General features: G+C 41.1%; 14 protein-coding genes and 1 riboswitch. Of the genes, 12 read left to right on the top strand and 2 right to left on the bottom strand.

Annotated features, from left to right (window positions below; genetic code table 11):
* Positions 1-76 precede the first annotated feature (76 nt).
* The 12 genes from RWP09_RS00635 to rpsI all read left to right on the top strand — a co-directional run bounded on the left by RWP09_RS00635 (position 77) and on the right by rpsI (position 11,149).
* Complete coding sequence (locus RWP09_RS00635; protein WP_314432827.1) at positions 77-589, top strand: GNAT family N-acetyltransferase; 513 nt, start codon at positions 77-79, stop codon at positions 587-589.
* A gap of 283 nt (positions 590-872) precedes the next feature.
* Positions 873-1,376, top strand: a complete 504-nt coding sequence (locus RWP09_RS00630) for a tRNA (cytidine(34)-2'-O)-methyltransferase (RefSeq protein ID WP_000181388.1) — start codon at positions 873-875, stop codon at positions 1,374-1,376.
* Between the two features lie 53 nt (positions 1,377-1,429).
* Positions 1,430-1,647: riboswitch (FMN riboswitch) on the top strand.
* 163 nt (positions 1,648-1,810) lie between these two features.
* Positions 1,811-2,374, top strand: a complete 564-nt coding sequence (locus RWP09_RS00625) for an ECF transporter S component (protein ID WP_000185834.1) — start codon at positions 1,811-1,813, stop codon at positions 2,372-2,374.
* Entirely contained in the window at positions 2,364-3,020 is a 657-nt protein-coding gene (locus tag RWP09_RS00620) for a phosphatase PAP2 family protein (RefSeq protein WP_314432826.1), read from the top strand. Before RWP09_RS00625 ends, RWP09_RS00620 begins: the two co-directional genes overlap by 11 nt.
* Before the next feature lie 27 nt (positions 3,021-3,047).
* Entirely contained in the window at positions 3,048-3,467 is a 420-nt protein-coding gene (locus tag RWP09_RS00615) for a chromosome partitioning protein ParB (protein ID WP_314432825.1), read from the top strand.
* Positions 3,468-3,471: 4 nt separating this feature from the next.
* Positions 3,472-3,921 carry a GNAT family N-acetyltransferase gene (locus RWP09_RS00610; RefSeq protein WP_314433463.1) on the top strand — a complete coding sequence of 150 codons (450 nt, stop codon included), beginning with the start codon at positions 3,472-3,474 and terminating at the stop codon, positions 3,919-3,921.
* Between the two features lie 270 nt (positions 3,922-4,191).
* Positions 4,192-5,238 (top strand): phenylalanine--tRNA ligase subunit alpha, encoded by a 1,047-nt coding sequence (gene pheS, locus RWP09_RS00605; protein WP_000103743.1) that lies wholly within the window; start codon positions 4,192-4,194, stop codon positions 5,236-5,238.
* A 108-nt stretch (positions 5,239-5,346) separates the two neighbouring features.
* Complete coding sequence (gene pheT, locus RWP09_RS00600) at positions 5,347-7,752, top strand: phenylalanine--tRNA ligase subunit beta (protein ID WP_314432824.1); 2,406 nt, start codon at positions 5,347-5,349, stop codon at positions 7,750-7,752.
* 234 nt (positions 7,753-7,986) lie between these two features.
* Positions 7,987-8,880 carry an ABC transporter ATP-binding protein gene (locus RWP09_RS00595; protein ID WP_049533850.1) on the top strand — a complete coding sequence of 298 codons (894 nt, stop codon included), beginning with the start codon at positions 7,987-7,989 and terminating at the stop codon, positions 8,878-8,880.
* On the top strand, positions 8,877-10,076 hold the full coding sequence (locus RWP09_RS00590; protein ID WP_033689383.1) for an ABC transporter permease: 1,200 nt from the start codon (positions 8,877-8,879) through the stop codon (positions 10,074-10,076). Before RWP09_RS00595 ends, RWP09_RS00590 begins: the two co-directional genes overlap by 4 nt.
* Before the next feature lie 215 nt (positions 10,077-10,291).
* Entirely contained in the window at positions 10,292-10,738 is a 447-nt protein-coding gene (gene rplM, locus RWP09_RS00585) for a 50S ribosomal protein L13 (protein WP_001044624.1), read from the top strand.
* Positions 10,739-10,756: 18 nt separating this feature from the next.
* Positions 10,757-11,149 (top strand): 30S ribosomal protein S9, encoded by a 393-nt coding sequence (rpsI, locus tag RWP09_RS00580; RefSeq protein WP_000075964.1) that lies wholly within the window; start codon positions 10,757-10,759, stop codon positions 11,147-11,149.
* A 118-nt stretch (positions 11,150-11,267) separates the two neighbouring features.
* Here rpsI and RWP09_RS00575 read toward each other — a convergent pair whose 3' ends face one another.
* Positions 11,268-11,711, bottom strand: coding sequence for a transposase (locus RWP09_RS00575; RefSeq protein WP_314432823.1), 444 nt, complete (start codon positions 11,709-11,711; stop codon positions 11,268-11,270).
* The gene (locus RWP09_RS00570) at positions 11,674-12,435 is read right to left on the bottom strand and encodes an IS110 family transposase (protein ID WP_314432822.1); all 762 of its coding nucleotides are present in this window, start codon (positions 12,433-12,435) and stop codon (positions 11,674-11,676) included. Before RWP09_RS00570 ends, RWP09_RS00575 begins: the two co-directional genes overlap by 38 nt.
* Positions 12,436-12,770: the final 335 nt, after the last annotated feature.

Here is a 12,770-nt window from a genome sequence, read left to right as displayed (position 1 = left end):
TTTAAATCGTGTTAATTTCATTTTGTGTAAACATGGGAAAATGTTGAATGTATATAATGACGGGAGATGATTTACGATGATAAGTTTAGAGCTGTTGTCTGAAGAAAATAGTTTAGACGTCTATTTTTTTGAAAAAGAGAATCGAGAGTATTTTGAGCGGAATTTACCTCCTAGACTAGCTAACTATTTTGATTTAGAAGGTTTTAAAGAAATTACAAGGGAATTGTTAAGGGAACAAGAGAATCGTGATGTCTACATGCATCTTATTAGAGATACACAAGGCGTTATGGTTGGAAGAATCAATTTAAGTGTTTTAGAGAATAATCGAAAAACAGCAGAACTTGGATATAGGATTGGAGAAAATGTTACTAATTTAGAATATGCAAGCGAAGCGGTTAAACTCGTTTTAGAAAAAGCCTTTACTACTTATGGTTTACATAGGATTATCGCAGGGACGGCAACGGACAATCTGGCCTCCCAGAGAGTGCTTTTAAAAAATGGCTTTACCTTTAGTAGGGTTATAGAAAATGACTTACAAATTCATAATGAGTGGGTTCATACAGCAGTATTTGAGATAACGAGGTCATAATATCATCATTCCCAGTCCACAGATAGGTATAAAAGAGTAAGCAATTTTTGCAGATATTTAAGAACTTTCTCCTAGAAACCCTTGGAAATAGTTTGAAAAAATTGAAAAAATCAAGTCGTTTCTATTGACAATGATTCTGAAAGTGTTATACTAAGAAAGTAGTTTCGCTGATTTACTTCAAACCTGTTGTGAGGTAAGTTAACGATGCCTTAACCACGCTGTTTGCTGAGCTTGACTCCGGGCAGTGTGGCTATTTTTTTGCAATGGTAAAAGGAAGCAAGTCATGACAAATCACATTGTATTATTTGAACCTCAAATTCCACAAAATACAGGCAATATCGCGCGTACTTGCGCTGCAACCAATTCTCCCCTCCACATCATCAAGCCTATGGGCTTTCCTATTGACGACCGCAAGATGAAGCGAGCTGGATTGGATTATTGGGATAAGCTAGAGATTTATTTTTACGAGAGTTTGGAGGATTTCATGTCTCAGATGAAGGGTAAACTCTATCTGATCTCAAAATTTGCTGAGAAAGTGTATTCTGAGGTGGATTTATCGACTGATGAAGACCATTATTTTCTCTTTGGACGTGAAGACAAGGGCTTGCCTGAGGACTTTATGCGAGAACATCCTGAGAAAGCTCTCCGTATTCCCATGAATGATGAACATGTCCGCAGTCTCAATGTGTCTAATACTGTCTGCATGATTGTCTACGAAGCCCTCCGCCAGCAGAACTTTGCAGGTCTTGAGCTCGTTCATACCTATGAAGTGGATAAATTGAAATAAAAAATGAAAATGAACAAAATGCTTGCGCTTGCAAGCGTTTTTTGTTATGATAAAAGAGTCTTCAGGGCAGGGTGTGATTCCCGACCGGCGGTAAATTTGACTAGCTATTTTAGCTTTCTCGTCGTTGTCTTGTCTCGATATACTTAAGTATTATCTTCGACTGCGACGCCTAGATAAATCTAAAATATCTTAGCCAAATAAGTCCGCGAGCGCAAGCTGATGTGGTGAGATTCCACAACCGACAGTATAGTCTGGATGGGAGAAGACGAAAGAATAGCTTTGTCTGTTCTGATGGATTTATAGCTAAACTGTAACCGCTTGCTTGAATTTACTTAATAGAGTGAGAGGGAACTTTTGGGATATAAAAAGTGAGAATAGATAGAGGGATCCTTTCTAACTTCTTCTGATTTTATAGAAAATTGGAGGAACCTGTTATGACAAACACACGTCGACTTTCGACCATTGCGATTTTATCAGCCATCTCATTTGTGCTGATGTACTTTGACTTTCCGCTTTTACCAGCGGCGTCCTTCCTCAAGATCGAATTTAGTATCTTGCCAGTCCTTGTGGGCTTGGTGGTCATGGATTTGCCTGCTGCTCTAGGAGTCCTCTTGCTTCGCTCACTCTTGAAATTGCTTCTTAACAGCCAGGGAGTGAATACTTATATTGGTTTGCCAATGAATATCGTAGCTTTGGGAGTTTTTGTCATCGTATTTGCTTTGATTTGGAAAAAGGAACGGACAACTCTTCGTTTCCTACTGGGCTCTCTAGCTGGGACTATTGGTTTAACTGTGGCTATGTTGGTTCTCAACTATGTTTACGCTGTTCCTTTGTACGCTAAGTTTGCTAACTTTGATATTGGAAAAATTTTGGGACTTTCCAACTACCTAATGACTATGGTGTTGCCTTTTAACTTGATTGAAGGAGTAATCTTTTCCGTTTCATTCTGGTTGTTGTATGTTCTCTTGAAACCAACCTTAAAACATTATGAAAGATAAACAAACATTTTTAATGAAGGGCAGTTTTGCCCTTTTACTTTTCGTTATTCTTGGCTACATGGTCAAATTTTACCCTGAAACGCTGGTCGGTTTTGACCAACCGATTCAGACTGCCGTTCGAGGAGACTTGCCAGATTACTTGACTATTCTTTTCCGAGCCATCACACGCTTGATTGATATTCCAGTGATTATCACTTGGGTTGTCATTACAGCTTTTGTCTTTTATCGTAAGAAATGGAAGATAGAAAGAGAAAGTTTCTTCATGCTGGGAAATCTGGCTTTGGCAGGTCTTTTAATCGTGACCTTTAAAAATATTTACCAGCGCCCACGACCAGCTATTTTACACTTGGTTGAGGAGAAGGGATTTTCCTTTCCAAGTGGCCATTCTCTGGCTGTAACCTTGATGGTCGGTTCTCTGATTGTCATTCTCAGTCAACGGATGAAAAATCCAGTCTGGAGAAAAATCGTACAAATCGTCCTTGGCCTTTACTTAGTCAGTGTGTTGGTATCAAGGGTCTATCTGGGAGTTCACTATCCATCAGACGTCCTTGCCAGTCTCTGTGTGGGCTTGGGAATCCTGTTTATCGAATTTCCCTTCTATGACAAGCTCCGCTTCCAATGGCGATTTAAAGGCAAGCAGAAGTGAGTATCAAAATCTCTTGAGGAGAAAGAAATGAAAGTCAATATAAAAGATCTTCATCCAACTCAACTCTACCTATCAGAGAAGAAGTTACAAGGTATTCAGAGGCTTTACCAGTCGGCAGAAACAATCCAAGTCTATCCAATCAGTATTCTTGCCTTTGGAGATTACTTGCTGATTACAGATGGGCATCACAGGGCTTATCATGCTTTATTGGTAGGTCAAGATACGATTTCTGTTGAGTTTGATAGAGACGGCGGTGATGAACTATATCATCTCTATGCGCAAGCTTGTGAGGAAAGAAAGATTTACTCTGTTCTGGATTTAAAAAATCATATCTTACCTCAAGATGAGTATAAAGCAAAATGGTATAACTGGTGTGAGGGTTTTAATCAAGCAGCAACTCTCTTATTGAAAAGGAAAGCAGATGAAACAGACCCTACAAATAGATAATGCACTGCGTCTTGTTCCTTATTATAAGGTCAATCATTGTGAGGAAGCTTTTGCTTGGTATCAGGATGTGAACTTGGTTTACCTCGTAGATGGTGTGAAGAGACCTTACAGTCCAGCGACCTTGGAAGCTATGTATTCCTATTTGGATCAGCATGGTGAGCTTTTTTGGATTGAAGTCAAGGAGAAGGGAGAATGGTTTCCAATTGGGGATGTTACACTATCTCAGGATAATCTCCCCATTGTGATTGGGAATCCCGCTTACCAACATCGAGGACTTGGGAAAAAGATTCTAAGTACTTTGATTGAATTGGCTCGAGTAAAAGGACGGAAAGAATTGAGAGTCAAGGAAATCTACACCTACAATCATGCTTCTAGGAGGTGTTTCAAGTCTCTTGGATTTGTGGAAGATGGAGCAACAGAAAAAGGAACGAGTTTTATACTGAAATTAGTCTAATCTAACTTGTTTTTTAACTAAAAATCTGATAAACTAAGTAGTAATTGAATAGAAATCTGCAAGACTAGTAACTCAAGGGAAGTATATCAGGGAGGAGAGCCGTGACTGCAAGCTCTCTATATGAAAGCTGGGCGAATTCACTTGCGTATGGATTTAGAAATGAAGGTCTGACTTGTCAGATGAAAACGGATGGTACCGCGTGTCAACGCTCCGAGTGGAGTTTTTGGCATGTGGTTTTCTTTTTATCTACGAGAGACTGATGGAGGAATTATGTCAACTATTGAAGAACAATTAAAAGCGCTTCGTGAAGAAACGCTGGCTAGCTTGAAGCAGATTACTGCTGAAAATGAAAAAGAGATGCAAGACTTGCGTGTCTCTGTCCTTGGTAAAAAAGGTTCACTTACTGAAATCCTCAAAGGGATGAAAGATGTCTCTGCTGAGATGCGTCCAATTATCGGGAAACACGTCAATGAAGCGCGCGATGTTTTGACAGCTGCCTTTGAAGAAACAGCTAAGCTTTTGGAAGAAAAGAAAGTCGCAGCTCAATTAGCTAGCGAGAGTATCGATGTGACACTTCCAGGTCGCCCAGTTGCGACTGGTCACCGTCACGTTCTCACACAAACCAGTGAAGAAATCGAAGATATCTTCATCGGTATGGGTTACCAAGTCGTTGATGGTTTTGAAGTGGAGCAAGACTACTACAACTTTGAGCGTATGAATCTTCCAAAAGATCACCCAGCCCGTGATATGCAGGACACTTTCTACATCACAGAAGAAATCTTGCTTCGTACTCACACGTCTCCTGTTCAGGCGCGTGCTATGGATGCTCATGATTTTTCTAAAGGTCCTTTGAAAATGATCTCACCAGGGCGTGTGTTCCGCCGTGATACGGATGATGCGACCCACAGTCACCAGTTCCACCAAATCGAAGGCTTGGTTGTTGGGAAAAATATCTCTATGGCTGACCTTCAAGGAACGCTTCAATTGATTGTCCAAAAAATGTTTGGTGAAGAGCGTCAAATTCGTCTGCGTCCATCTTACTTCCCATTCACAGAGCCATCTGTTGAGGTGGATGTTTCTTGCTTCAAGTGTGGTGGAGAAGGCTGTAACGTATGTAAGAAAACAGGTTGGATCGAAATTATGGGGGCCGGTATGGTTCACCCACGTGTCCTTGAAATGAGTGGTATCGATGCGACTGTTTACTCTGGATTTGCCTTTGGTCTTGGACAAGAACGTGTAGCTATGCTTCGTTACGGAATCAACGATATCCGTGGCTTCTACCAAGGAGATGTCCGCTTCTCAGAACAGTTTAAATAAGATTGAAACATGTAATACAGTCCTAGTCAGGTAAATGGTAAGGGCTGACTCGAAGAAAAAGAAAGGAATTGAAAAGGTCTTACTTGGTAGGATCTTACAATCAGAATTATGCTTGTATCTTATAAATGGTTAAAAGAATTGGTGGACATTGATGTGCCATCACAAGAGTTGGCTGAAAAAATGTCAACTACAGGGATCGAGGTAGAAGGTGTCGAATCACCTGCTGCTGGTCTATCAAAAATTGTCGTCGGTGAGGTCTTGTCTTGCGAAGATGTGCCAGAAACTCACCTCCATGTTTGTCAGGTTAACGTTGGCGAAGAAGAAGCCCGTCAAATCGTTTGTGGTGCCCCAAATGTGCGTGCTGGTATCAAGGTTATGGTGGCTCTTCCAGGAGCTCGCATCGCTGACAATTACAAGATCAAAAAAGGGAAAATCCGCGGTCTTGAGTCACTTGGGATGATCTGTTCACTTGGTGAATTGGGAATTTCTGACTCAGTTGTACCTAAGGAATTCGCAGATGGCATCCAAATCTTGCCAGAAAATGCCGTTCCTGGGGATGAAGTCTTCTCATATCTAGACTTGGATGATGAAATCATCGAACTTTCAATCACACCAAACCGTGCGGACGCTCTTTCTATGCGTGGAGTAGCTCACGAAGTTGCAGCCATCTATGACAAGGCGGTCAATTTTAAAGAATTTAGTTTAACAGAAACTGACCAAGCTGCAGCAGATGCTCTTTCTGTGGGCATTGAGACAGACAAGGCGCCTTACTATGCAGCTCGTATCTTGGACAATGTGACTATCGCACCAAGTCCACAATGGTTGCAAAACCTTCTCATGAACGAAGGAATCCGTCCCATCAATAACGTAGTGGACGTGACCAACTACATCCTACTCTACTTTGGTCAACCGATGCATGCCTTTGACTTGGATACCTTTGAAGGGACTGACATCCGTGTACGTGAAGCGCGTGCTGGTGAAAAATTGGTGACTTTAGATGGTGAAGAACGTGACTTGGACGGGAATGACTTAATTATCACTGTCGCAGACAAGCCAGTAGCCCTTGCAGGTGTCATGGGCGGTCAAGCAACAGAAATCTCTGAGAAATCTAGTCGTATCGTCCTTGAAGCTGCAGTCTTCAACGGAAAATCAATCCGTAAGACCAGCGGTCGTCTTAACCTTCGTTCTGAGTCATCTTCTCGCTTTGAAAAAGGTATCAATGTGGCAACTGTTAACGAAGCTCTTGATGCGGCAGCTAGTATGATTGCAGAACTTGCAGGTGCGACGGTGCGTAAAGGCATCGTTTCAGCGGGTGATCTTGATACCTCTGATGTGGAAGTTTCTTCAACTCTTACTGATGTTAACCGTGTCCTTGGTACAGAACTTTCTTATGCGGATGTAGAAGACGTCTTCCGTCGTCTTGGCTTTGGTCTTTCTGGGAATGCAGACAGCTTTACAGTCAGCGTCCCACGTCGCCGTTGGGATATCACCATCGAAGCGGACCTCTTTGAAGAAATCGCTCGTATCTATGGTTATGACCGCTTGCCAACCAGCCTTCCAAAAGACGATGGGACAGCTGGTGAATTGACAGCTACACAAAAACTCCGCCGTCAAGTTCGTACTATTGCTGAAGGAGCAGGTTTGACAGAAATCATCACCTATGCTCTAACAACTCCTGAAAAAGCAGTTGAGTTTACGGCTCAACCAAGTAACCTTACGGAACTCATGTGGCCAATGACAGTGGACCGTTCTGTCCTCCGTCAAAATATGATTTCTGGTATCCTTGATACGGTGGCTTATAACGTAGCTCGTAAGAATAAAAACTTGGCCCTTTACGAGATTGGAAAAGTCTTTGAACAAACAGGTAATCCAAAAGAAGAACTTCCAAATGAAATCAACAGCTTTGCCTTTGCCTTGACAGGCTTGGTTGCAGAAAAAGATTTCCAAACAGCAGCAGTTCCAGTTGATTTCTTCTATGCTAAGGGAATCCTTGAAGCCCTCTTTGCTCGTTTGGGACTCCAAGTAACTTATACAGCAACATCTGAAATCGCTAGCCTTCACCCAGGCCGTACAGCTATGATTTCACTCGGTGACCAAGTTCTGGGTTTCCTTGGCCAAGTGCATCCGGTTACTGCTAAGGCTTACGATATTCCAGAAACGTATGTAGCGGAGCTCAACCTTTCAGCCATCGAAACTGCGCTTCAACCTGCTAATCCATTTGTGGAAATTACCAAATTCCCAGCAGTCAGCCGTGACGTTTCCCTTCTCCTCAAGGCAGAAGTGACTCACCAAGAAGTTGTAGATGCTATCCAAGCTGCCGGCGTGAAACGTTTGACAGATATCAAACTCTTTGACGTTTTCTCAGGCGAAAAATTGGGACTTGGTATGAAGTCAATGGCTTATAGCTTGACTTTCCAAAATCCGGAAGATAGCTTAACGGATGAAGAAGTCGCACGCTACATGGAAAAAATCCAAGAATCACTTGAAGAAAAAGTCAATGCAGAAGTGCGTTAAAGTATCAATCCATCCTTCGGGATGGATTTTTGCTTTTCAAATAACAATTCAGGATCAAAAATAGACAGTTGAGGAGCAGAGTGGATAAATTAAGTTTGCTACTGTATAATGTACTCATAACTCAAAGTACCCCAAGATTTTTTACTAAAATGAGGATGATAAAAATGGACAGAAGTCATTGTAAAGGCTATCAAAAAGGAGTATAATGAGTGCAAGACATTTCGGAGGTGAAAGATGCTAGAAGTAAGAAGTCTCGAGAAAAGTTTTGGATCCAAGCAAGTTTTGTTTGGTATTGACTTTCAAGCACGACCAGGTCGTATTTTGGGACTAGTCGGGAAAAACGGTGCTGGGAAGACAACGATTTTCCACAGTATTTTGAAGTTTTTAGAATATCAAGGAGAAATCAGTCTAGATGGTCAGGATATTCGTCAGGAGACCTATGCTCGGATTGGCTATCTGCCTGAAGAACGCAGTCTCATGCCTAAATTGACAGTCCTTGAACAAGTTCGTTACTTGGCGACTCTAAAGGGTATGGATGCTAAGGAAATCAAGGAAAAACTCCCTCAATGGATGAAGAGGTTGGAAGTGAAAGGAAAGCTGACAGATAAAATTAAGAGTTTGTCAAAAGGAAATCAGCAGAAGATTCAGCTCATTATTACTCTGATTCATGAGCCAGACTTGATTATCTTGGATGAGCCTTTCAGTGGATTGGACCCGGTCAATACAGAATTGCTCAAGCAAGTCATTTTTCAAGAAAAAGAACGTGGGGCAACCATTATCTTTTCTGACCATGTCATGACCAATGTCGAGGAGCTTTGTGACGATATTCTCATGATCCGAGATGGCCGTGTGGTCTTGCATGGACCAGTTCAGGATGTCCGCAACCAATACGGAAAAACGCGTCTCTTTGTTTCAAGTGAACGAAGCAAGGAAGAATTGGAAAAACTTCCTCATGTCAAACAGGTGAGCTTGACCAAACAAGGCAGTTGGAAATTGATCTTGGAGGATGAGAGCGCTGGAAGAGAACTTTTCCCAATCTTGACTCAAGGGCAATATATCGCAACCTTTGACCAGCAAGCGCCAACAATCGATGAAATCTTTAAACTAGAATCAGGGGTGGAAGTATGAGAAATATGTGGGTTGTAATGAAGGAAACCTATCTTCGACATGTCAAATCGTGGAGTTTCTTCTTTATGGTGATTTCACCATTCTTGTTTATCGGTCTCTCTGGAGGAATTGGCTATCTCCAAGGCTCTTCTATGGCTCAGAGTGGCAAGATAGCAGTAGTCAGCACTGTTCCAGCTGTGACAGACAGTCTTAAATCTACCAATGGTCTCAATTTTGATTATCAGGATGAAGCAAGTGCTCAAGCTGCTATCAAGGATGAAAAATTAAAAGGCTATCTGACCATCGAGCAAGAGGATAGTGTCTTGAAGGCAGTTTATCACGGTGAAACTTCCCTTGAGATTGCTATTAAGCTAGGAGTAACGAGCAAGTTAAATGAGCTTCAAGATCAACTCAATCGTTCGGCAGCCAATTTGTCACAAGAACAGGAAAAACGCTTGGAACAAACAGTTAACTTTACGGAGAAAATTGATGAATCCAAGGAAAATAAAAAAATGATTCAAACCTTTGCGGCCGCAGGGCTTGGTTTATTCCTTTATATGATTTTGATTACCTATGCTAGTGTCACTGCTCAGGAAGTGGCTAGCGAGAAAGGAACCAAAATTATGGAGGTGGTCTTCTCTAGTATCCGAGCTAGTCATTATTTCTACGCTCGCATGCTAGCTCTGCTTCTTGTGATTTTGACCCATATTGGCATTTACGTCGTGGGTGGACTTGCTGCTATTCTTCTCTTTAAAGACCTACCAATCTTGGCACAATCTGGTATTTTAAACCATATAGGAGAGGCTTTCTCGCTCAACACCTTATTGTTTGTCTTGGTTAGCCTCTTTATGTACGTTGTTTTAGCAGCCTTCCTAGGTTCTATGGTTTCTCGTCCTGAGGACTCAGGAAAAGCCTTGTCGCCTTTGATGATTTTGATTATAGGTGGTTTTTTTGGAGTGACAGCTCTAGGTGCAGCTGGTGATAATCTCATATTGAAGATTGGTTCATATATTCCCTTTATTTCGACATTCTTCATGCCATTTAGAGCTATAAATGGTTATGCAAATGGCTTAGAAGCTTGGATTTCGCTTGCGATTACGATTGCTTTTGCAGTAACTGCAACAGTCTTTATCGGACGTATGTATGCTAGTCTCGTTCTGCAAACAGATGATTTAGGTCCTTGGAAAACCTTTAAACGTGCCTTATCTTATAAATAGAAGAGCCTCGCGAAAGCGAGGTTTTTTAGAGATAAAAAGAGTGGAATTCAGAAAAATATTTTTCATATCTATTGACTTTTAGGGGTGAAATTTGGTATTATAGTAGGCGGTATTGTTTACCCCATTTGAAAGGCCCCGGAACCTTCCAAATACTTTTCGATGGGAAGGAACACCCATCACCGTAAACAAAAATCGAACTATATATAGGAGAAATCATGAACAAAACAACATTTATGGCTAAACCAGGCCAAGTTGAACGTAAATGGTACGTAGTTGACGCAACTGATGTACCGCTTGGACGTCTTTCTGCAGTAGTTGCTAGCGTACTTCGCGGAAAAAACAAACCAACATTTACACCACACACTGATACAGGTGATTTTGTGATTGTTATCAATGCTGAAAAAGTTAAATTGACTGGTAAAAAAGCAACTGATAAAATCTACTACACTCACTCAAACCACCCAGGTGGATTGAAACAAATCTCTGCTGGTGAACTTCGTTCTAAAAATGCAGTGCGTTTGATCGAGAAATCAGTTAAAGGTATGCTTCCACACAATACTCTTGGACGCGCTCAAGGTATGAAGTTGAAAGTATTTGTTGGAGCTGAGCACACTCACGCTGCACAACAACCAGAAGTTCTTGACATTTCAGGACTTATCTAAGGAAAGGAACAATAAAGTATGTCACAAGCACAATATGCAGGTACTGGACGTCGTAAAAACGCTGTTGCACGCGTTCGCCTTGTTCCAGGAACTGGTAAAATCACTGTTAACAAAAAAGATGTTGAAGAGTACATCCCACACGCTGACCTTCGTCTTGTAATCAACCAACCATTCGCAGTTACTTCAACTGCAGGTTCATACGACGTTTTCGTTAACGTTGTAGGTGGTGGATACGCTGGTCAATCAGGAGCTATCCGTCACGGTATCGCTCGTGCCCTTCTTCAAGTAGACCCAGACTTCCGCGATTCATTGAAACGCGCAGGACTTCTTACACGTGACTCACGTAAAGTTGAACGTAAGAAACCAGGTCTTAAGAAAGCTCGTAAAGCATCACAATTTAGTAAACGTTAATTCGAAAGAATTACTATACTTACAAAGAGCACCTTTCGGGGTGTTCTTTATTTGAAAAAAGACAGTAAAAAATCACTTCTTGTGCTATACTGTAATTGAATTTTTTTAAGTTTTGGCGTTAGAACTGTTTCCTCAGTTCTAGCGCCTTTTCTTTTTGGTAAGTCTGCTTGGTGGAGAGTAGTTTGTAAATGATTCTGAAAATCTTATAAGCACAAGCAATGACGGCTTTCATCTTGCTTCCTCTTTGGGAAATTCGATTGTAAAAAGAAGAAAAAGCTGGATTCTTAGAATGTACTGCAATTAATCCCGACAGGGTCAAAGCCTGTTTGATATAGCGATTTCCTTGCGTGATGTGTGAGGATTTTTTAATGCCAGCATTTTCATAAGACCCTGGACAGAGCCCAGCCCATGATGCTAAGTGTGCATCGGATGGAAAAGCTGTAACAGTTGGTCCAATCTCAGCTAGAATAGTGGTAGCACAGTTTTCATTCACACCTGGAATGGTTTGAAGTATCTTATTTTCCTCAGGGGAGCTCCTTTTCGATGTAGTGTTGAATCTCATCGGTCAGTTTTTTAATGAGTTCCTGATACATCTGACATTCCTCTAAGCTCTGGTCTAAGAGAAAGCGGTCTTCTAGTGACAACTTTCCTTCCATCGCTTCAACGAGTTCCTCTGGACTTGCCTTCACTCGCTTTTGGATACAAGGGATAACAGATTCTATATTAATTGTTTCTCCGTTAATGAATAATTTTAAAAGTGCTCGTCCCGTCTTAGAAAAAATATCAGAAAGATAACTGGTTAGCTTGATATTGGCCCGTTGTAAGAGATTGTGAATTTCATTTTTGACTTGAGTTTGACGCTGCTTGTAAGAACGCATGCGACGTGTCAGTAAACGAAGCTGTACCACTTCAGGTGCTGGAATATAGGAAGGTTCAATTAGTCCGCAACGGCCGAGTTGAGCAATCCATTCAGCGTCCTTCATGTCTGTTTTTCGACCAGGCACATTCTTGATATGTTGAGGATTGGCAAGTACCAAGACGAGATCAGAATCTGAAAAGATATTAAAGAGAGGGAGCCAATATTGCCCAGTACTTTCAAAAAAGACATGTGTGACGTGATTTTCTACCACCCAATCTAAGGCATTGTGAAGAGCTGCAGTAGTTGTCCCAAATTTCTTCTGAATTTTCTTTGGTTTATTGGTATCTAGTGGACCATATAGAATACAACAAACAATGGATTTTTGGTGGACATCAATACCACAACATGTTTCAATCATGACTTCCATTATAAAAACCTCCTGTTAACTATTTGAACAATAGAACAAGAGGCTAATTGTAATTTTATTTTCATGCTCAAGGCATATTCGAGTTATCTCATGACTCTTGTTCATCCAGTTTTTTATACAGGCTAGGGAAAGCCCTATTAAACACCACGGATTGGTATTGTTCATCTTTATTATAAGCTAAACTTCTTTTTCTGTCATGAGTTAGCAGGCTCTGCCTGCTTAGAGTTTTTGTGCTAAATAGATTACTTCAAAAAACTATTAAGCTTATTATTAACCGAATAGTTTAAATTTCATGAAAATTAGCTTAATCAAAGAGATTGGATTATATTTTATTA

Origin of the sequence: uncultured Streptococcus sp., from assembly GCF_963521255.1 — a bacterium.
In the GTDB taxonomy this organism is placed as follows: domain Bacteria; phylum Bacillota; class Bacilli; order Lactobacillales; family Streptococcaceae; genus Streptococcus.
Note: the sequence above shows the minus strand (reverse complement) of the source record. Positions and strands in the feature narration are given on the sequence as shown.

What these genes read in the sequence shown, in the direction of transcription:
- rplM (WP_001044624.1), top strand. Translation starts at nt 10,292, where the DNA reads ATGAACAAAACAACATTTATGGCTAAACCAGGCCAAGTTGAACGTAAA.
- RWP09_RS00615 (WP_314432825.1), top strand. Translation starts at nt 3,048, where the DNA reads ATGAAAGTCAATATAAAAGATCTTCATCCAACTCAACTCTACCTATCA.
- RWP09_RS00575 (WP_314432823.1), bottom strand. Translation starts at nt 11,711, where the DNA reads ATGAGATTCAACACTACATCGAAAAGGAGCTCCCCTGAGGAAAATAAG.
- RWP09_RS00635 (WP_314432827.1), top strand. Translation starts at nt 77, where the DNA reads ATGATAAGTTTAGAGCTGTTGTCTGAAGAAAATAGTTTAGACGTCTAT.
- RWP09_RS00625 (WP_000185834.1), top strand. Translation starts at nt 1,811, where the DNA reads ATGACAAACACACGTCGACTTTCGACCATTGCGATTTTATCAGCCATC.
- RWP09_RS00570 (WP_314432822.1), bottom strand. Translation starts at nt 12,435, where the DNA reads ATGGAAGTCATGATTGAAACATGTTGTGGTATTGATGTCCACCAAAAA.
- RWP09_RS00590 (WP_033689383.1), top strand. Translation starts at nt 8,877, where the DNA reads ATGAGAAATATGTGGGTTGTAATGAAGGAAACCTATCTTCGACATGTC.
- pheS (WP_000103743.1), top strand. Translation starts at nt 4,192, where the DNA reads ATGTCAACTATTGAAGAACAATTAAAAGCGCTTCGTGAAGAAACGCTG.
- RWP09_RS00630 (WP_000181388.1), top strand. Translation starts at nt 873, where the DNA reads ATGACAAATCACATTGTATTATTTGAACCTCAAATTCCACAAAATACA.
- pheT (WP_314432824.1), top strand. Translation starts at nt 5,347, where the DNA reads ATGCTTGTATCTTATAAATGGTTAAAAGAATTGGTGGACATTGATGTG.
- RWP09_RS00595 (WP_049533850.1), top strand. Translation starts at nt 7,987, where the DNA reads ATGCTAGAAGTAAGAAGTCTCGAGAAAAGTTTTGGATCCAAGCAAGTT.
- RWP09_RS00620 (WP_314432826.1), top strand. Translation starts at nt 2,364, where the DNA reads ATGAAAGATAAACAAACATTTTTAATGAAGGGCAGTTTTGCCCTTTTA.
- rpsI (WP_000075964.1), top strand. Translation starts at nt 10,757, where the DNA reads ATGTCACAAGCACAATATGCAGGTACTGGACGTCGTAAAAACGCTGTT.